The sequence below is a fragment of the Tropicimonas omnivorans genome, from assembly GCF_031846565.1.
Taxonomy (GTDB): domain Bacteria; phylum Pseudomonadota; class Alphaproteobacteria; order Rhodobacterales; family Rhodobacteraceae; genus Tropicimonas_B; species Tropicimonas_B omnivorans.
The window spans coordinates 989,646-1,006,172 of record NZ_JAVRHL010000003.1; the positions used below are offsets into that span (position 1 = coordinate 989,646).

Consider the following 16,527-nt stretch of genomic DNA (forward strand, 5'->3'; position numbering starts at 1 on the left):
AAGGCATAGGCCAGAGATAGGGCTTCCCCTTACTGGAAGGTCAAGGATGCAAAATCACATTTCCGTCCGCTTGACCCTCCAGCGCTGGAGCGTCCCATATATCCGGCAAGCGAAAGAAAGGACCGACCATGACCATCCTGAACGTTCCCGGCATGAATTGCGGCCATTGCAGGGCCGCGGTCGAACAGGCGATCGCATCCGTGGATTCTGCTGCCACGCCGCATATCGATTTGGGCAACAAGATCGTATCGCTGGAAAGCGCCGCAAGCGACCAGAAGATCATCGACGCGCTCGCGGCGAGGGGCTACCCGGCGACTGTCGCCGCCTGAGCACCCGCCCCGGCATTTCCTATTGCTGACGCGCGGCTTCGACCAGGTCTTCAAGCCGTTCCAGCGGCACCAGGCCGGGCACGAGTTCGTCGCCGATCACAAAGGACGGCGTCCCGTTGAAGCCAAGCAATTGTGCAAGCCGCATGGACGTTTCGATATGTTGATCGAGCTCGGCTGCGTCCATGTCGTCCCGAAGCTTGTCGGTATCGAGCCCCACGTCTTCCGCAGCCGCCATGACTGTCGCCTCGTCGGCCCGACCGGCCAACTCCATCAAGGCCCAGTGGAACGGCTCGTAAAGCCCTTGTTCGCGTGAGGCGAGCGCCGCGCGCGCCGCGAAGACCGAGCCGTCTCCCAGGATTGGCCATTCGCGATAGACGACCTTGAGATCTTCGTCGTGTTCGACGAGCGCTTTCACATCCGGCGCGACTCGTTTGCAGTAGGGGCAATTGTAATCGAAGAATTCGATCACCACGGCATCCCCGTCCGGGTTGCCAAGCACGGGGGCATTGGGATCGTTCTCAAGCAGATCGCGCTCCTGTTCGAGAACCTTGGCGGCAGCGGACCTTTGCGCCGCGGCTTCGCGCTGGTCCAGAAGCTGGATCGCCTGCATCAATATCTCAGGCCGCTCCAGAATGGCCTCGAGCGCCAGACGCTTGATATCTTCGTCCGAGCGATCTTGCGCAACGGCAGTCATCGGGGTCAGCGCCAAAAGCGCCAGAACGAGCAATTTCTTCATGGTTCAGTCCTTATGATTCCGAGGCGGTTCTGGCCGCTTGCACATCCCTGACGCGATCGGGCCAGGTCGATTTGAGGAACGCCATGATGTCCCAGATCTCCTGATCGCTCAGGATATCGCCGAAGGCCGGCATGCCGCTGTCGAAGTCATCGACCCCGGCTGCTTTCATCGTCTCCGCCCCGCCCTGTTTGGTGTAGGCGAAGATCATCGCATCGCCGTGGTGCCATGTGTGGCCAGTCTCGTCATGGGGCGGCGCCGGAAGGCGACCGTCGGGTCCGGGCGAACGCCAGTCGGCTTGCCCTTCAAGGTTCGCGCCGTGACAACTCGCGCAATTCTCGGCGTAGAGCTGCGCCCCCGCAACGGGGTCGCCGGTGGCGTTGGGAAGGTCCAGATCGGCCTGCGCAAACAGCAATCCCGCAGCCCCGGTGACCGCCGCCAGACCGGCCGCCATGATGATCCACACCTTCATACGACACGCACCCACTGCATCATTCCCGATGCGGCGTGGCCCAGCATGTGGCAATGGAACAGCCAGTCACCCGGATTGTCGGCGACGAAGGCGATCTCGCGCCGCTCTCTGGCAGCGATCAATAGCGTGTCGCGCATCGGGCCCATCGCGCCATCGCCGAGCACCTCTCTGAAATGCATGCCGTGCAGGTGCATGGCATGGGGAAAGACGGTGTCGTTCTCGATAGGGATGCGGACCGTCTCGCCCATGCTCGCGGTGACGAGCGGTGTGTCGTGCAGCCCGGCCTGCCCGGCCATGGCCCAGAACTGGCCCTGTCCGATCATCTCGCGGAATCCCATCTCGCGACCCTCGACACTCGCGCGCGACAAACGACCCATTGCGCCGCCCTCGATCTTCATCGGGACCGTCTGCGCCGAGCCGAGCGTGCCCATCGCATGGCCCGGATTCGGGGGAAGAGCGACGGGATCGGGCCGGCGGGTCAGGGACGCCCGTGCGGTCACGGGAAACGCCGCCTGGACCATGCCGCCGTCGTCGTCGAGCCGCACGAGATACGCTTCTCCGCCCTCGGCTGCGGTCACATCGACCAGCAAATCGATCCTTTGCGCAGGCCCCATGACAAGTTCGGAGGTCACCTTTTCCGGCTGCGCGAGCGGCATCCCGTCATAGGCGACGACCCAACCGTCCAGACCCTGAAGCGCCAGCGGGAAAATCCGCGCATTCGCCATGTTGATCAGCCGAAGCCGCAGCCGTTGGTGCTGCTGCACATCCTGCGTGAAATCATGGCGCGCGTTCGTGGTGACAAAGTTTCCGATCCGGCCGCCATGCGACATCTGCATCGGAATGGCGAAGTTGGGTTCGATCTGGGCCGCTTCGTTCAGAAGCCAGTCATCGAGTGCCAGGACCAGATCGGCGTCGATATCCGGCGCGCTTTCGGCCTCCTCGATTATCAGCGGGCCGTGCAATCCACGCCCAACCTGTTCAGGCGACGCCCAATGGGCGTGGTACCAGTAGGTGCCGGCATCGGGCACGTCGAATGCGTAGTCGAAACTTTCGCCCGGCGCGACGGCGGTTTGGGTCAGATCGGGCACGCCGTCCATGCCGTTGGGCACACGGATACCGTGCCAATGGATCGTCGTCGGCTGGTCGAGCCCGTTGACCAGCCGCCGCTCCAGCCGTGCGCCCTGCCCCAACCTTATTTCCGGCCCCGGCGACGCTCCGTCATAGGCCCAGACCGCCGTTTTCGGATAACCGTCCGGGGCGAGCTGGTGTGACACGGGCTTTGGCTCAATGACCTTTGGCGCCGTGGCCGCAATCGCAGGACCGATCAGAGGCAAGCCGGCCGTTGCGACGGCACCACCCAGAAACGCGCGTCTTGTCGCTCTCATCCGTCTTGCTCCTCGTTCAGAAGGTAAATCGCCATCGCTTCGCGGTCCGCATCGGTCATGAAGGATGTGCCATAGGTGACCACTTCGCCCATCGACCCGCCGAACGCATCGCCGTCCGGCATGATCCCGGTTTCCAGCGCATAGGCTAGGTCCGACACGCTCCAGCCCCCGTCTTGCAGCGCTTCCGGCGTGATGGCGGGCGACTTGCCTCCGCCGGGCAGCCCGTCATAACCGCGAAACTTCTCGTCCAGCACGCGCGCGCCGGCGATGTTCCTGCCCGTATGGCACGCCCCGCAATGGGTCACGCCTTCCACCAACAAGCGGCCGCGGTTCCACGCCTCGGACCGGCCTTCGACCGGTTTAGTGCGCGGCGGTTCCAGAAACGCCCCGCGCCAAAGCTTCAGGCCCCAGCGCTGATCGAACGGAAATCCCACCTCATGTGCCGGTGCCGGTTCGTCCACCGCTGCCACGGTCTGGAACGCGGCCCAGAGGTCCGCGATGTCCTGATCGGACAGATTGCGGTAAAACGGATAGGGGAAGGCGGGGTAGTATGGCTCGCCGTCCGGAGAGACGCCCTGCCGCAAGGACGCCGCGAAATCCTGCACGGACCAATCTCCGATCCCCGCGTCTTTCGACATCGTCAGGTTCGACGGATAGAATGTGCCGAAATCGGTCTTGAGCGGCGCACCGCCCGCAAGCGGCTTGCCGCCCTCCTCCCAGTTCGTGTGGCAGGCGATGCAGCCCCCGGCGCGCGCCAGATAGGCACCGCGCTGAGGATCACCGGGCTGATCGATCGACGCGACCTCGTTCTTGACGGGCCACGCGATCACAGCGCCCACGCCGATGACGGCCGCTGCGGAAAAGACCGCAGCGGTGATAAGCAATTTCCGCATGATCCTAGTCCTTCTCGAGCCGGAACCGCGTATGGCACGTCGAACAAGTGCGGCTTAGCTCGGAAAACACCTCGTCGGCAGGCATGTCCGCCATCTCGGCCAACGTGGTTTCGGCCGAGCCGCCACCCATCATGCCAGACGCATCGCCACCCATCATGCTGGCCGTGTCTCCGCCCATCATGGACCCCATATCCGCTTGCGCCGCCTCTTCATCGGCCAGACCGTTATCCGCCGCTTTCGAAAGCCCCTGGGCCAAGGTCTCCAGCCGCATCGCGATGCGTTCGAACTCGTCCCAATCCTCCCAGATCGCGTCTTTCACGTAGGATTTCTCGTTCGCGTTATCTTCTGGAAACAGCTCGGTCATCGCGGTGCCCGCATGTTCCTCGAACACGGCGGCGGCCTTCCTGACCGTGTCGGCGTCGTAGTTCTGTTCGCCCTTCATGATCGGCGTGACGGATTTCACCGCATCGCCCATCGCGCTCATGGCCTGCATCCGCTCCAGCACGATGCCGGTCGCACCCGTATGAGCCACTGCGCCGATGCCGATGCTAGTCGCGACCGAAGCCGCCAGAATGGTTTTCAGTTTCATCTCGGAGTTTCCTGTATTTCCTGGATCTTAAGTCTTGTGCTTCAAGACAGGGATCGTGGGACAGGAGGATCGGTCATGGAATACAGAAGCTTGAACAGGGACGGCGACACGCGGCGCTTTTTCGACGATGCCGCGATGTACGCTTGTCCGTGCGACGCCGACGAGAGAACTACCGAGATGTTGCACTCCGGCGCGTCGTGACAGTCATCGGCTCCGATCTGATCTTGGACCTTTGCTGCACCTGGTTCGCCAAGCTCGACGGCACTTTCCGACTGAGCGGCATGCAGCCCGCCTGCCTGCACGGGCGACCCGGCGGACAGGACCGCCAATACAATAACCGACGCGAAAACGAGAAAGAGCGTAGAGATGCGCACTATTGGATCCCGTTCTCACTTTGCAGGGCCCGCACATAGGCAACGATCGTGCCCACATCGGCGCGCGTCAGTCCCTCGATCGGTGGCATATTGCCGAAATCCCAATGGTGCGACCTGACGCCATTGGAAATGGCGCGATAGAACGCTTCGTCGCCGTGATGGCTAGGCTCATAAATCTTGTGGACCAAGGGCGGGGCCACGCCGTTCTGTCCCGCCGCGTTCTGACCGTGACATTGGGCGCAAGCCGCCTCGAACGCGCGCTTTCCCAACTCCTCTTTCTGGTCCAGTTCGCCCGGCAAGGAAACGTCCACGATGGGGGCGCCCAGTGCCAGTTCGGTCGTATCGGGGGGCGTCATCGAATGACCCGCCATCTGGGATGGTGCAGTCGCCCACCACAGAAGGCCCGCGGCTGCAACGACGATGGCGATCGTGACGGCGATGAGTTTGGTTGGCATTGTATGTCCCGACATTGGAACGGGGCAGCCATTGACCGCCCCGCAAACAAGTGATGTTCCGCCGGCGTCAGATCAAAAGCACCTGAGTGCCCACCTTCGCCATGCCGAAGAGTTCGGCGATATGTTCGTTGAACAATCCTATACAGCCGTTCGAGGACCGCCGCCCGATCTTGCGCGTGTCATTCGTTCCGTGCACCCGGTAATACTGCCAGGACAAATAAAGCGCATGGGTACCAAGCGGGTTGTCGGGTCCGGGCGCCCAGTAATCCGGCCATTCGGGATTACGCTCTTTCATCGACGGCGTGGGCCGCCAGCTTGGGCCTTCGACCTTGCGTATCACTTCTGTCCGACCGAGCCGCGTCAGCTCGTCGGATTCCGGAACGGAACTTGGGTAGACCTTGTGGATCGAACCGTCTTCGGACCAGTAGTTGACATAGCGCCCGACCGTGTCGCACAGGATGACACCGTTCCGACGCGTATCGAAGTAGTCCTGCCAGCCATGGGTACTGAAGCTGGACGCATTGCGGCGTAACGCCGGGGTCGCTAGTGACTGTGCGGCACCGGCCAACGGAAACGCCGATGCACTTGCCGAGGCAAGTCCGATAAGAACCGACCGCCGCGACGGTGGATTACCCTGGTTCATGACTGCTCCTCAATTCATTTTCTTTGCGCTTGCGGCCTTCCAACGCTGGAAGGTCAAACCCTTTCCGATCACGACAGAGTGACCGGTGGCGGCCTAAACCGCTTGACCTTCCCGCACTGGAGTTTGCCAGAATTAACATCGGCGAACAAAGGAGCTCTAAAAATGAACGACCAACCTTCCAGCGGCGGTATCCAGGCGCGCGTCATGAAATGGGGCATGATGGCGTGCTGCGCGATCATGCTCGTGCCGGTCGCGTCGTTTCTTCTTGCCGGCGGAACGATCGCCGGCTCGTGGAACAACGCGGGTGTTTTCGCGCCGATCGCGCTGTGTGTGGGTGCGCATCTGGTGATGCATCGCCTGATGGGCAAATCCTGCCACGGCAAGGGTTCTGAACAGGTCAAACAGGCAGAACGGGAGAGAATCGTCGCTGTTCCTGCCCAGGCGCGATCCACCGAAATGGACCGTCTGCGCGGCGCGTGACCATGCGAATGATTGTGCTCGCTCCGCTTCTTGTCGGCGCGTGCACGAACGCTTTTGCGAACTGCCCCGATAGGACCGAGTATTCTGGCATGGTCGACCTGCCACCGGGCTGCCGTGTTTCGTCCGAAGCGTACACTGGTCTGGCGACTGTCGTTTGCGCAGATGGCAGAAGCGGGTTCACCGCGATCGATCTGAATGGAGGTGCTCTGCAATGACCGACACCACTCATCCCACGACCCGTCGGGATTTTCTTTACTATGCGACTGCGGGAGCCGGAACTGTCGTCGCTGGGGCTGCCGCATTTGATAAATCAGATGAACCCAACGGCCGATGTCCAAGCCCTATCACAGATACGGGTCGACATATCGGAAATCACAGAGGGGGCTCAACTGACGGTGACATGGCGAGGCAAGCCTGTATTCATCAGGAACAGGACGGCGGCGGAGATCGAGGCGGCTCAACTTGAAGATCCGGCGACGCTACCGGATCCAAGCGCTCGGAACTCCAATCTCGAAGACGGTGCATTGGCAACCGATGATAATCGCACCATAGGTGAGCGTGGTGACCTCCTCGTTATGATCGGCGTCTGCACCCATCTAGGCTGTGTTCCCCTTGGCGAAGCCGGTGACTTCGATGGCTGGTTCTGTCCCTGTCACGGATCGCACTACGACACGTCGGGTCGAATCCGAAAAGGGCCCGCGCCGGAGAACTTGGCGATTCCCAAGACTTCACTCGGCGATGATATGATCCTGGTGATTGGGTAACCTCTTGATAGCACGTAGAAACCTTTTGCTGGCGGCGGGCGGCGTAGCGCTGGTCGCAGCCTTCCAGAAAGGTCCGGACATTCTGGCGGCGTTCGGGTCCGAATTTGAATTCGAACCATCCCCGGTCGATGGATTTCGCCAGATTGCCGGTGGAAGTTCATCGACGGGCAGCTTCGATCCGTTCGTCGGTCTGGACCGGGACAAGGTTGCCATCCCGGCGGAATTGGTCGCCACGGTCGAACGCAACCTCTGTTCGACCTTGTTCGAAGATACCGGCACTGGCGATGTCCCGGTCGCGTCCTTTTCGGACTACAACTGCCCCTATTGTCGGATCCTGACCCGAGACCTAGGCAGGATCGCGCAGGAGGGCGGCGTCACCGTGTCGTGGCACGAACTCCCGCTTCTGGGCGAAACTTCGATCGCGGCTGCGAAAGCCGCACTGGCCGCGAAGCGTCAAGGGGCATATACCGAATTTCATGAACGCTTGCTGCGCACGGCGTTCGTCACGACGCCGGAGTTTCTTCGGTTGATCGCGGATGACATCGGCGTCGACTATGAACAGCTTCGACGGGATATCGACAGCCCCAAAATCGAGGACGAACTGGAGCGTAGCAAGGCGCTTGCGCAGATTTTTCGATTTTCGGCCACACCAGCGATGGTCGTTGGGCGAACCGTGGTGATCGGCGTGGTTGGCGAAGCCAGGCTTCGAAGCCTGATCGAACTGGAACGACAGGAAGGACGCGTGGAAAGATGCTTTGTCTAGGGATCGCGTTTTGAAATGATGGCTCGAGACCTTGTCCGTTCGCTTTCGGTCGCACTGTTTCTGGCGTCTCCGATGCAGGCAGCGACATCGGAAACCGTATCGAGCGGGCCGATCGACGCACAGCTGTTCGTCGCGGAGGACGGCATCGCGCCCGATGCCTCGACCCTGTCGGCAGCCCTTCGCATCGACCTTCAGGACGGCTGGAAGACCTACTGGCGGTCGCCCGGCGAAGTCGGAATTCCCCCGACCGTGACGTGGGAAGCATCGCAAAACGTGGCCGAGGTCGAATTTCTCTGGCCCGCGCCCCAGCGGTTCCGGGCCTTCGGGATCGAGAACTTCGGCTACAAGGACGAAGTCGCCTTCCCGCTGCGGATTTCGCTGCAGGAACCGGGCGTGCCGACGCGTCTGGCCGGGACGGTCGATTTGCTGGTCTGTTCCGATATCTGTGTGCCCGAGAGCTTCGATCTCGCGCTCGATATTCCGGCGGGAACCGGCATCGACCGCGTTTCGGCCGAATTGATCGCGGCCGCGGGCAACCGCGTCCCGGACGCGGGGGGCGCGGGGATGGGGGACGCGCAAGCGTTTCTGGATGCCGATGGCCAGACGCTGATTGTCCAGATCCAGTCCGAAATCCCGTTCAGGACACCCGACGTCTTCGCCGAGCTTGGCAGCTTCACCGCCTTCGGCGCGCCGGATATCCGGCTGGGCGACGGCGACCGGACGATCTGGGCCAGCGTGCCGATACTCGCCCGTCAGGATGACGTCCGTGACATCGCCCTGACCGTCACCGACGGGGACCGCGCAAGTACCATCGTCCCCGATTGGACAGAACGCGCCCCGCCGCCGCCCTTCACAATCGCGACCGCCGCGCCCGGTATCGGAACGCTTGCCTGGATCGCCCTGGTGGCCCTGTTGGGCGGTGCCATATTGAACGTCATGCCCTGCGTCCTGCCGGTCCTGTCGATCAAGGTCGCATCGGCGATGCAGGCACGCGCCCGTGGCGAAGACCATGTGCGACGCGGCTTTCTTGTCTCGGCATCGGGCGTCCTGGCCTTCATGTGGCTGCTGGCGGCCGCCCTTATCGCGCTGAAGGCGGCAGGCTATGCCGTCGGCTGGGGGTTGCAGTTCCAGAACCCGGTCTTCCTGGTGGCGATGATCGTCGTGCTCGTCCTTTTTGCGGCAAATCTCTTTGGCGTGTTCGAGATCTCGCTGCCGCAATCCTGGATGACGCGGCTTGCCCGCGAAGAAGGCCGGTCGGGCCATGCCGGGGATTTCGCGACCGGTGCGTTCGCCGCGATCCTCGCGACCCCCTGCTCCGCCCCGCTGCTGGGCACCGCGGTCGCCTTCTCCTTGGCGGGCCGCGCGCTGGATGTCTTCGTCGTCTTCACCGCGCTGGGTGTCGGCCTTGCGCTTCCGCATCTTGCACTTGCGGCACGACCGGGCCTTGTGCGCCGTTTGCCGAAGCCGGGTCCGTGGATGATCGGCCTCAAGGCCGTGCTGGGGTCGCTGCTGGCGCTGACCGCGGCATGGCTGCTTTGGGTGCTATCAAGCGTGGCCGGCGTTTCGACGTTCCGTATCGTCGCGGGCGCTTCGGTGCTGTTGCTGGTCGTTCTCGCCCTGTCGTCGCGTCTGCCGCGCAATCTGGCCGTCGGCGCCGCCCTGACGCTCGTGGCGGGGACGTTGGCGGTTCCGGTCCTTGTGCCCCAGGACACCGCACAGGCGTCCATCGCCACAAATTGGGTGCCCTTCGACCGCGCCGAAATCCCGGTTCACGTATCCCAGGGCCATGTGGTCTTCGTGGACGTCACCGCGGATTGGTGCCTGACCTGCAAGGCGAACAAGGCGCTTGTCCTGGATCGCGGCGCGGTGGCCGGGGCGCTGGCCCGTCAGGACGTCATCGCGATGCAGGCCGATTGGACGCGACCGGATCCGGCAATCGGGCGGTATCTGGAGGCCAATGGCCGCTACGGCATACCGTTCGACGCCGTCTACGGGCCGGGCGCACCCGAAGGGATCGCCCTTCCCGAACTACTGACCGAAGCCGCCGTGATGAAAGCACTGGATACCGCATCCGATCGCGTCGTCGCGGAACACTGAGTCAGTCCCGTGAACCGAAGGGGTTCCGGCCGCTCATGATCTGAAGCAGGAAACTGCCCGAAGCGGTTATCAGAAGAAATCCGTGAAACGCTTCGAGCGCAGCCATGAAGCGCAGATGCCCGGACGGGATGAGATCGCCCCGACCAAGCGTCGTGTAATTCACCATCGAGAAATAGAAGTAGTCCATGAACGTCAGATCGGCACCACGATCGCGGCCGGTCGCGCGAAGATCGCCCAGCTCAAAACTATGCACCGCAACCCAAAACCCGGACGCATAGACCAGCGCCTCGACAAGGTGGGCGACGGTCAGCGCTGCCACGCCCAGTGCCAGACATCGGCCCGGATGCAGGGCAGGCTCGACCGCGTCCGCAATCCTCCGCAATGCCACGTAGTGGACCGCGGTGTTCACTGACATAAGGACGGCGGAGATCAGAATGGCGATAAGCATCCAGACGACCCAACACCACCGTCGAAGGAAGCTCAATATACGCCGAAATTTGAAGGTTGGGGATGCAGCACGACCCGCGTTCCGATCGGCACGCGATCGTAGAAATCGACGATCTGGTCGTTGATCAGGCGTGCGCATCCATTGGACACCGCGCGGGCCAGCGTTTCGGGCAGATGCGTTCCGTGGATCCTCAGAAGGGTATCCCCGCGACCGGGTTGGAAAAGATAAAGCGCGCGCGCCCCCAGCGGGTTTTCCAGACCGCCCGGAACGCCGTCACGGTACTTCTCGTAAAGTTCGGGCTCTCGGCGCAACATTCCGGGCGTCGGTGTCCAGCGGGGAAAACGCCGTTTCATTCCGACATGGAACTCGCCTTCCTCATACAATCCCGGTCGCCCGACACCGACGGTGTAGCGGATGGCCTGCCGATCCGGCAGCGTCCAATAGAGTGCGAATTCCCATGGATATACGTGAATCTCATCGGGGCGCAGATCCAGATGTTCGATTGAAACCCGCTGCGGAAGATGCTCGTCTGGCACGTCGTAGGTCGGCACAACCGGTTCGGCCTCGACATGCGCGGCGGCAAGTCCCGGCCGCAGGAGCGTCGCGGCAGCCGCACCGCGGATGAAGGTTCTTCTGTCGGTCATGAGCCTATTCATCGATTCGAGTTTCAGTTTCCGAGAGCTTCACGAATGACGATCCGCCGAGGGTCGTCGGGGGAAAGGTTCTCTATTAATTTCTGCGCGCTCTCATACGCCAAGATCGATTCCTCCAGCTCGCCGAGAACGTCATAGGCCCGCCCCAACCTCAGCCAGCCGTCAAGGTCGTCCGGGTTCTCTTCCAGACGCGCCGCCAGACCGTCGACCATCGACCGGATGAAGGCTCCTTGGTCCTCTTCGTTCAGTTCGGAGACGGCGGCGATGTCATCCTGGCTCGGGCCGCGCATCAGTGGCGCGTAGTCGGTCAGCGAGATCGGTTCGGCACCGACTAAGTCACCCAGATAATTCGCCCGCACCACGAAGCTTTCCATCCACGGCTGGAAGCCGTTCGCCGCATTCAGCCGGCTCAGCAACAGATCGCGCGCCTCCTGCCGGGCACCCGACTGTTCCAGCGCCACTGTCTTGTAGTAGGTCGCGGCCGGATTGCTCGGATCGAGAGCCGCCGCTCGGTCGATTGCCGTTTCCGCCGCCGGGGTGACGATGCCGCCCTCGGCTCCGATCAGGGCTTCGGCGTAAAGAGAGAAGGTGGCAGACGTCGCATCCGGTCGGTCAAGCACACGCACGTAGGCCTGCGCGGCCTGGTCGGGCTGGCCCAGCCGCGAGTAGACGCCCGCCAGAAGCAACCAACCTTCGGTCGGGCCGCCATCCGGATCGCTTTCCAGTCGTTCGAGCAACCGTTCGGAAAGTTCCGCGATCTCGGCGGCATCCGCGCGTTCGGCTACACGATCCGCGAGTGTCAGGCTTGGCACCTGTGGCGTCCCGGTAACCGCGTAAAGCGCGGCACCGAAAAGCGGTATCGCTATCGCCGCGGCCAAGACAGCCGCCCGCCCCGAACCTGTTGTTGACGGGCCGCGGTCCGGGCTGCGCGACAGGGCAAGCATCCGGCGCTTGATCTCCACCTCGGCAGATTGCGCCTCGGTGTCCGAGATCAATTCACGTTCGCGATCCCGACTCACCTCGGCAAGCTGGTCGGTCAGAATCGCCATCGCGCTTTTTTCGCGACTGACGTCGTTGCTCGGCCCGCGCAGCGACGGAAACGCGACAGCGGCTCCGGCGAGGATCGCGAGAAGTATCAGGAAGACCCAGATCATTGCCCGTCCCCCTGACGCGACAGGAAAGCATCCAGTTCCACGGTTTCTTCTTCGGACAAGGCATCGCCAGTCCGCTGTCGCCGCCCGCGCAGTGCCACGGTCACGCCGATCGCTCCCCCCAGGAAGATAACCGCCGGCGCCAGCCACAATGCATAGGTGGTCGGTTTCCAGGGAGGGCGGAAAAGAACGAAATCGCCGTAACGGGCGACGATGTAATCCAGAACCTCCTGATCCGTGTCTCCGGCGACAAGCCGTTCACGCACCAGAAGCCTCAGGTCCCGCGCGACACCCGCATTCGAGCTGTCGATGGATTCGTTCTGGCACACGACGCAACGCAACTCGGCCGAAAGACCGCGCGCTCGCGCCTCAAGCGCGGGGTCGTCGAGTATCTCGTCGGGTTCGACAGCGGCCGCGACGGTGGCGACGACCGCAAACAGGACGGCGCAGATCAGATGCCTCATGATGCCGCTCCGGCTGCCGCTGCCAACGCGGACCTGACCCTGGCCAGATCGTCAGCCGCCACGATCGGACCGACATGACGATAAACGACAGTGCCCGCCGTATCGATCACAAACGTTTCCGGGACGCCGGAAACGCCCCATTCGATCCCGGCCCGTCCCGACAGGTCCGACCCGATACGGTCGTAGGGGTTGCCAAGATCGCGCAGCCATTGGGCCGCATCCTCGGGCTTGTCCTTGTAGTTCAGACCCATGAGGGGGACCCCTTCTTCCTGAACCAGCCGCGTCAGGACCGCGTGTTCGGCCCGGCAAGGCACGCACCAGGATGCGAACACGTTGACGAGTGCCGGTCTTTCCAAGTTCGACAGATCGGCCCTGGAAAGACCGGGAACACCCGCGCCCTCGACCGGCGGCAAGTCGAATTCCGGGGCGGGCTGGGACAGCAGCACCGTTGGAACGGCACCGGGGTCGCGGTCGGGGTCGAGCCCCCAGAAAAAAGCCGCGCCGATGACCAAGGCGACCACGACAGGCAATGCGATCAGAAAACGGGCCATCCGATCATTCCGCCGGAGTGGCGCCGACCGGCGGCGTCGCGACCGTACGTCGCGGCGCACCGACCCGCAGGCGGCGGTCCGACAGGGACAGGATACCGCCCACGACCAACATTACGGTCCCGAGCCAGATGAACCCGACAAGCGGTTCGTAGAGGATGCGCAAGGTCCATTTTCCGGCCGCAAGCGATTTCTCATCCGACGGGGCGCTGATCGACGCATATAGATCACCCGCGACCGTCGAACGGATGGCCGCTTCGGTCGTTTGCGAATTCGCGACCGGATAGCTTCGCCGCTCGGGGCGCAGAACCGTGACAGGTTCACCGCCGCGCGTGACTATCAGCGTGCCGGTGTCGGAGATGTAGTTAGGCCCCCGCAGACGCTCGACCCCCTCAAAGCGGATATCGAAGCCCGCAATGGCGACTTCCGTGCCGGGTTCGCCGAACTTGATGACCTCTTCCTTCCAGGCGCTGGAGCCGGTGAAGCCAATGATGCAGACTGCCAATCCGGCATGGGCCAGCGTCATGCCATGCGCGGCGCGGGGCAGTCCCCTTGCGCGCCGCCAGCTGTCGATCAGAGGCACTGCGCCCAGCTTTATCCGAAGAGCCCATTCGCGGAGCGTGGCAGACAGAAGCCACACGGCCGCCGCTATCGCCAGAACAGCGAGAGCGGGGCCGTTGGTATCAACGTACCACGCCCCCAAAGCCGCCAGTGCCGTCAGACCGGCAACCCATTTCAACCGCGACAGCACGCCGGGCAAGTCGGCACGCTTCCACGACAGAAGGGGTCCGACCGCCATGATTGCGACCAGCGGCAGCATGATCGGAATGAAGCTTGCGTTGAAGAAAGGCGGCCCGACCGAAATCTTCTCGTCCGCGATTGCCTCGACGAACAGCGGATAGAGCGTGCCGAAAAGAACAACGGCCGTCGCGGTCGCCAAAAGCAGGTTGTTCACTAGAAGCCCGCCTTCGCGGCTGATCGGGGCGAACAGCCCTCCGCCCTCGAGTTTCGGTGCGCGCGCGGCATAGAGGGTCAGCGATCCGACCACGGTGATGCCGAGCAGGCCAAGGATATAGAGCCCGCGCTCAGGGTCCACCGCGAAGGCGTGCACGCTGGTCAGTAGTCCGGATCGGACGATGAAGGTGCCCAGCAGCGACAGCGAGAATGTCAGGATCGCCAGCAGGATCGTCCAGCTTTTGAAAGCATCCCGCTTCTCGGTCACGATCGCGGAGTGCAGCAGGGCCGTGCCCAGAAGCCACGGCATAAAACTTACATTCTCGACCGGATCCCAGAACCACCAACCGCCCCAGCCAAGCTCGTAATAGGCCCACTAGGAGCCAAGCGCGATGCCGGCGGTCAGGCTGGTCCACGCCGCCAGCGTCCAGGGTCGGACCCAACGTGCCCATGCCGGGTCGACGCGCCCTTCGATCAGCGCGGCGACCGCGAAACTGAAGACGATCGAAAATCCGACATAGCCGATGTAGAGAAGCGGCGGATGCAGGGCGAGCCCGACATCCTGAAGTAGCGGATTCAGGTCCTGGCCGTCCATCGGCGGCGGAAAGACGCGTTCGAACGGGTTCGAGGTGAACAGAAGAAATGTCAGAAATCCGACGCTGATCCAGGCCTGAACGCTCAGAGTCCGGGCTTTCAGACTGTCGGGTACGTTACGCCCCAGCGTCGCGACCCCTGCCCCGAAGACGGCAAGGATCAGAACCCAGAGCACCAGTGATCCTTCGTGACTGCCCCAAGTTCCCGCGACCTTGAAAAGCATCGGCTTCAGGGAATGCGAGTTCTCCACAACGTTCCGGACGGTAAAGTCGCTGACGACGAAAGACCGCATGAGCGCCGCGAAAGCTAGGCCTACCAGAGCCACCTGCACCACGGATGTGGTTACGGCGCTTTGCATCCACAGCGCGTTGTTCCGCGCGGCGCCCAGAACCGGAAGAATCGACTGCACCACGGCCGCCATCAAAGCAAGGATCAGCGCAAAATGTCCTAGTTCGGGAATCATGGTCTCTCCTCTTTCCGAGGGTGCCTGACAGGTTCCTTTGCGGGAAGGTCAAGTCGGCCTGTCGGCACGAAGTCCCCGAACAGAATGACAAGTCTGTGACCGTTCCGATCCTTGAGCTTCCGACGCTGGAAGCACCACGTCTCTGACCAGACATATGAAAAGGAACTTCCATGCGAAATCTGCTTCTTATGACCGCCACGACAGCCCTGACCGCCGGTGTCGCGTCCGCAGATATCTTCATCCCTGAGGGAAACGCGGATTCGATCCTGCACCTTGCCGATGATGGAACGGTCGTCGCGCGCATCGATGGGGTCGAAAACGTTCACGGCCTTGCGGTGGCCCCCGACGCGCAACTTCTGATCGCAGGCAGCTTGTCAGAGGCTCCGAGCGGAACCGGTTTACCGGTGTTGCAATCATCTCATTCGATCGGAATGGGGACCGTGTCCGTTGGTGGCGAAAATGCGGAAATGACAGTGGGCGACGATGAAAAGATGACCGATGCCGAACACGACGCGCATCACGGGGCGGCTGAGTCCGCCACAGGCTCCGGCGACACCAGCATCGTCACGATCCTCGATACCGACACCCACGAACCGGTCCGCAAGGTGACGGTGGCGGGCATCGTTCATCATGTAGCCGTCGATCCGTCCGAGACCTACGCGCTGGTCACCCACCCGTCCCTGGGCGGCGTTTCGATCATCGACATTGCGAAAGGCGTTGCGGCGGGACCGATCGCGACCGGTCCGAACCCGGAATACGCGGTCGCCGACCCGAAGACCGGTCGGTTCTTCGTGTCCAACGCCGGAAACGCGACGATCAGCGAGATCGATCCAGCCAAGGGTTTCGTCGCCCGGAACATCCCCTTGGAGACCGGACCGAAACATCTCCGGCTGCTTTCCGATGAACGGCTTCTGGTCGCGGCGGAAGCCGATGCCGGTTTCGTCAGCCTGATCGACGCGGATAGCGGCGAAATCGTCGAAAGATACCAGATCGGCGGAGAGCTTCATGGCGTTCAGGCCGACAGATCCGCGATCTACGTTAATGCGCTTGGCCAGGATCGGGTCGTCAGGATCGACCGGGCGACGGGTGCCCGCGACGCGGTCCGGATGGATGGTCCCTACCACATGGCCTTGACAGGTGATGGACTGATGGTCAGCAGCAACGCAGACGCGAGCGTGCGTCTGCTGGACCCAAATACGTTGGAAACAATATCGACAACGCAAACGAACGGCATCGCCCATCAGATCGTTGTCGCGCCGTCGATCTGACGATGCA

Annotated in this window: 17 protein-coding genes and 2 pseudogenes; 6 read left to right on the plus strand and 13 right to left on the minus strand. The window is 62.6% G+C overall.

The window, feature by feature from the left end:
- Window positions 1-128: 128 nt before the first annotated feature.
- Window positions 129-329 carry a heavy-metal-associated domain-containing protein gene (locus RM543_RS15355; protein WP_108892403.1) on the plus strand — a complete coding sequence of 67 codons (201 nt, stop codon included), beginning with the start codon at window positions 129-131 and terminating at the stop codon, window positions 327-329.
- Window positions 330-348: 19 nt separating this feature from the next.
- Here the strand turns inward: RM543_RS15355 and RM543_RS15360 are convergent, their stop codons facing one another.
- The 7 genes from RM543_RS15360 to RM543_RS15390 all read right to left on the minus strand — a co-directional run bounded on the left by RM543_RS15360 (window position 349) and on the right by RM543_RS15390 (window position 5,873).
- Window positions 349-1,065, minus strand: a complete 717-nt coding sequence (locus RM543_RS15360; RefSeq protein WP_108892404.1) for a DsbA family protein — start codon at window positions 1,063-1,065, stop codon at window positions 349-351.
- Between the two features lie 10 nt (window positions 1,066-1,075).
- A complete protein-coding gene (locus RM543_RS15365; protein WP_219928885.1) occupies window positions 1,076-1,534 on the minus strand; it encodes a c-type cytochrome in 459 nt (152 codons plus the stop codon).
- Window positions 1,531-2,808, minus strand: coding sequence for a multicopper oxidase family protein (locus RM543_RS15370; RefSeq protein WP_311693160.1), 1,278 nt, complete (start codon window positions 2,806-2,808; stop codon window positions 1,531-1,533). The genes RM543_RS15365 and RM543_RS15370 overlap by 4 nt, the downstream gene beginning before the upstream one ends.
- A gap of 107 nt (window positions 2,809-2,915) precedes the next feature.
- Window positions 2,916-3,812, minus strand: a complete 897-nt coding sequence (locus RM543_RS15375; RefSeq protein ID WP_091846727.1) for a c-type cytochrome — start codon at window positions 3,810-3,812, stop codon at window positions 2,916-2,918.
- Window positions 3,813-3,816: 4 nt separating this feature from the next.
- The gene (locus RM543_RS15380; RefSeq protein ID WP_091846728.1) at window positions 3,817-4,401 is read right to left on the minus strand and encodes a c-type cytochrome; all 585 of its coding nucleotides are present in this window, start codon (window positions 4,399-4,401) and stop codon (window positions 3,817-3,819) included.
- Window positions 4,402-4,774: 373 nt separating this feature from the next.
- Window positions 4,775-5,230, minus strand: a complete 456-nt coding sequence (locus RM543_RS15385) for a c-type cytochrome (RefSeq protein ID WP_108892407.1) — start codon at window positions 5,228-5,230, stop codon at window positions 4,775-4,777.
- Window positions 5,231-5,297: 67 nt separating this feature from the next.
- Window positions 5,298-5,873, minus strand: coding sequence for a L,D-transpeptidase (locus RM543_RS15390; protein WP_108892408.1), 576 nt, complete (start codon window positions 5,871-5,873; stop codon window positions 5,298-5,300).
- Window positions 5,874-6,035: 162 nt separating this feature from the next.
- Between RM543_RS15390 and RM543_RS15395 the strand changes: the two genes are divergently transcribed.
- The 4 genes and pseudogenes from RM543_RS15395 (at window position 6,036) to RM543_RS15410 (ending at window position 9,977) form a co-directional block, all read left to right on the plus strand.
- Window positions 6,036-6,353 (plus strand): DUF2933 domain-containing protein, encoded by a 318-nt coding sequence (locus RM543_RS15395; protein ID WP_311693166.1) that lies wholly within the window; start codon window positions 6,036-6,038, stop codon window positions 6,351-6,353.
- A gap of 211 nt (window positions 6,354-6,564) precedes the next feature.
- Window positions 6,565-7,117, plus strand: a pseudogene (gene petA, locus RM543_RS15400) (ubiquinol-cytochrome c reductase iron-sulfur subunit).
- Window positions 7,118-7,142: 25 nt separating this feature from the next.
- On the plus strand, window positions 7,143-7,880 hold the full coding sequence (locus RM543_RS15405; RefSeq protein ID WP_311693168.1) for a DsbA family protein: 738 nt from the start codon (window positions 7,143-7,145) through the stop codon (window positions 7,878-7,880).
- 72 nt (window positions 7,881-7,952) lie between these two features.
- Window positions 7,953-9,977 (plus strand): protein-disulfide reductase DsbD family protein, encoded by a 2,025-nt coding sequence (locus RM543_RS15410; protein WP_245897484.1) that lies wholly within the window; start codon window positions 7,953-7,955, stop codon window positions 9,975-9,977.
- A 1-nt stretch (window position 9,978) separates the two neighbouring features.
- On the opposite strand, the gene RM543_RS15415 is transcribed toward RM543_RS15410, so the two are convergent.
- From RM543_RS15415 to RM543_RS15440, 6 genes and pseudogenes are all read right to left on the minus strand, one after another.
- Window positions 9,979-10,425: an ion channel gene (locus tag RM543_RS15415; protein WP_311693172.1), complete on the minus strand. Its 447-nt coding sequence runs from the start codon at window positions 10,423-10,425 to the stop codon at window positions 9,979-9,981.
- Window positions 10,426-10,457: 32 nt separating this feature from the next.
- Window positions 10,458-11,069, minus strand: a complete 612-nt coding sequence (locus tag RM543_RS15420; RefSeq protein ID WP_108892413.1) for a L,D-transpeptidase — start codon at window positions 11,067-11,069, stop codon at window positions 10,458-10,460.
- Between the two features lie 23 nt (window positions 11,070-11,092).
- Window positions 11,093-12,232: a c-type cytochrome biogenesis protein CcmI gene (gene ccmI / locus RM543_RS15425; RefSeq protein ID WP_108892414.1), complete on the minus strand. Its 1,140-nt coding sequence runs from the start codon at window positions 12,230-12,232 to the stop codon at window positions 11,093-11,095.
- Entirely contained in the window at window positions 12,229-12,693 is a 465-nt protein-coding gene (locus RM543_RS15430) for a cytochrome c-type biogenesis protein (RefSeq protein ID WP_091846737.1), read from the minus strand. Before RM543_RS15430 ends, ccmI begins: the two co-directional genes overlap by 4 nt.
- Window positions 12,690-13,244: a DsbE family thiol:disulfide interchange protein gene (locus tag RM543_RS15435; RefSeq protein ID WP_091846738.1), complete on the minus strand. Its 555-nt coding sequence runs from the start codon at window positions 13,242-13,244 to the stop codon at window positions 12,690-12,692. Before RM543_RS15435 ends, RM543_RS15430 begins: the two co-directional genes overlap by 4 nt.
- A gap of 4 nt (window positions 13,245-13,248) precedes the next feature.
- Window positions 13,249-15,252 (minus strand): annotated as a pseudogene (locus tag RM543_RS15440) (heme lyase CcmF/NrfE family subunit).
- A 170-nt stretch (window positions 15,253-15,422) separates the two neighbouring features.
- Here RM543_RS15440 and RM543_RS15445 point away from each other — a divergent pair.
- Complete coding sequence (locus tag RM543_RS15445) at window positions 15,423-16,520, plus strand: YncE family protein (protein WP_311693178.1); 1,098 nt, start codon at window positions 15,423-15,425, stop codon at window positions 16,518-16,520.
- Window positions 16,521-16,527 lie beyond the last annotated feature (7 nt).

Coding starts and splice junctions, on each gene's coding strand:
- RM543_RS15355 (WP_108892403.1), top strand. CDS start 129: ATGACCATCCTGAACGTTCCCGGCATGAATTGCGGCCATTGCAGGGCC.
- RM543_RS15360 (WP_108892404.1), bottom strand. CDS start 1,065: ATGAAGAAATTGCTCGTTCTGGCGCTTTTGGCGCTGACCCCGATGACT.
- RM543_RS15365 (WP_219928885.1), bottom strand. CDS start 1,534: ATGAAGGTGTGGATCATCATGGCGGCCGGTCTGGCGGCGGTCACCGGG.
- RM543_RS15375 (WP_091846727.1), bottom strand. CDS start 3,812: ATGCGGAAATTGCTTATCACCGCTGCGGTCTTTTCCGCAGCGGCCGTC.
- RM543_RS15380 (WP_091846728.1), bottom strand. CDS start 4,401: ATGAAACTGAAAACCATTCTGGCGGCTTCGGTCGCGACTAGCATCGGC.
- RM543_RS15385 (WP_108892407.1), bottom strand. CDS start 5,230: ATGCCAACCAAACTCATCGCCGTCACGATCGCCATCGTCGTTGCAGCC.
- RM543_RS15390 (WP_108892408.1), bottom strand. CDS start 5,873: ATGAACCAGGGTAATCCACCGTCGCGGCGGTCGGTTCTTATCGGACTT.
- RM543_RS15395 (WP_311693166.1), top strand. CDS start 6,036: ATGAACGACCAACCTTCCAGCGGCGGTATCCAGGCGCGCGTCATGAAA.
- RM543_RS15410 (WP_245897484.1), top strand. CDS start 7,953: ATGCAGGCAGCGACATCGGAAACCGTATCGAGCGGGCCGATCGACGCA.
- RM543_RS15415 (WP_311693172.1), bottom strand. CDS start 10,425: ATGCTTATCGCCATTCTGATCTCCGCCGTCCTTATGTCAGTGAACACC.
- RM543_RS15420 (WP_108892413.1), bottom strand. CDS start 11,069: ATGACCGACAGAAGAACCTTCATCCGCGGTGCGGCTGCCGCGACGCTC.
- ccmI (WP_108892414.1), bottom strand. CDS start 12,232: ATGATCTGGGTCTTCCTGATACTTCTCGCGATCCTCGCCGGAGCCGCT.
- RM543_RS15430 (WP_091846737.1), bottom strand. CDS start 12,693: ATGAGGCATCTGATCTGCGCCGTCCTGTTTGCGGTCGTCGCCACCGTC.
- RM543_RS15435 (WP_091846738.1), bottom strand. CDS start 13,244: ATGGCCCGTTTTCTGATCGCATTGCCTGTCGTGGTCGCCTTGGTCATC.
- RM543_RS15445 (WP_311693178.1), top strand. CDS start 15,423: ATGCGAAATCTGCTTCTTATGACCGCCACGACAGCCCTGACCGCCGGT.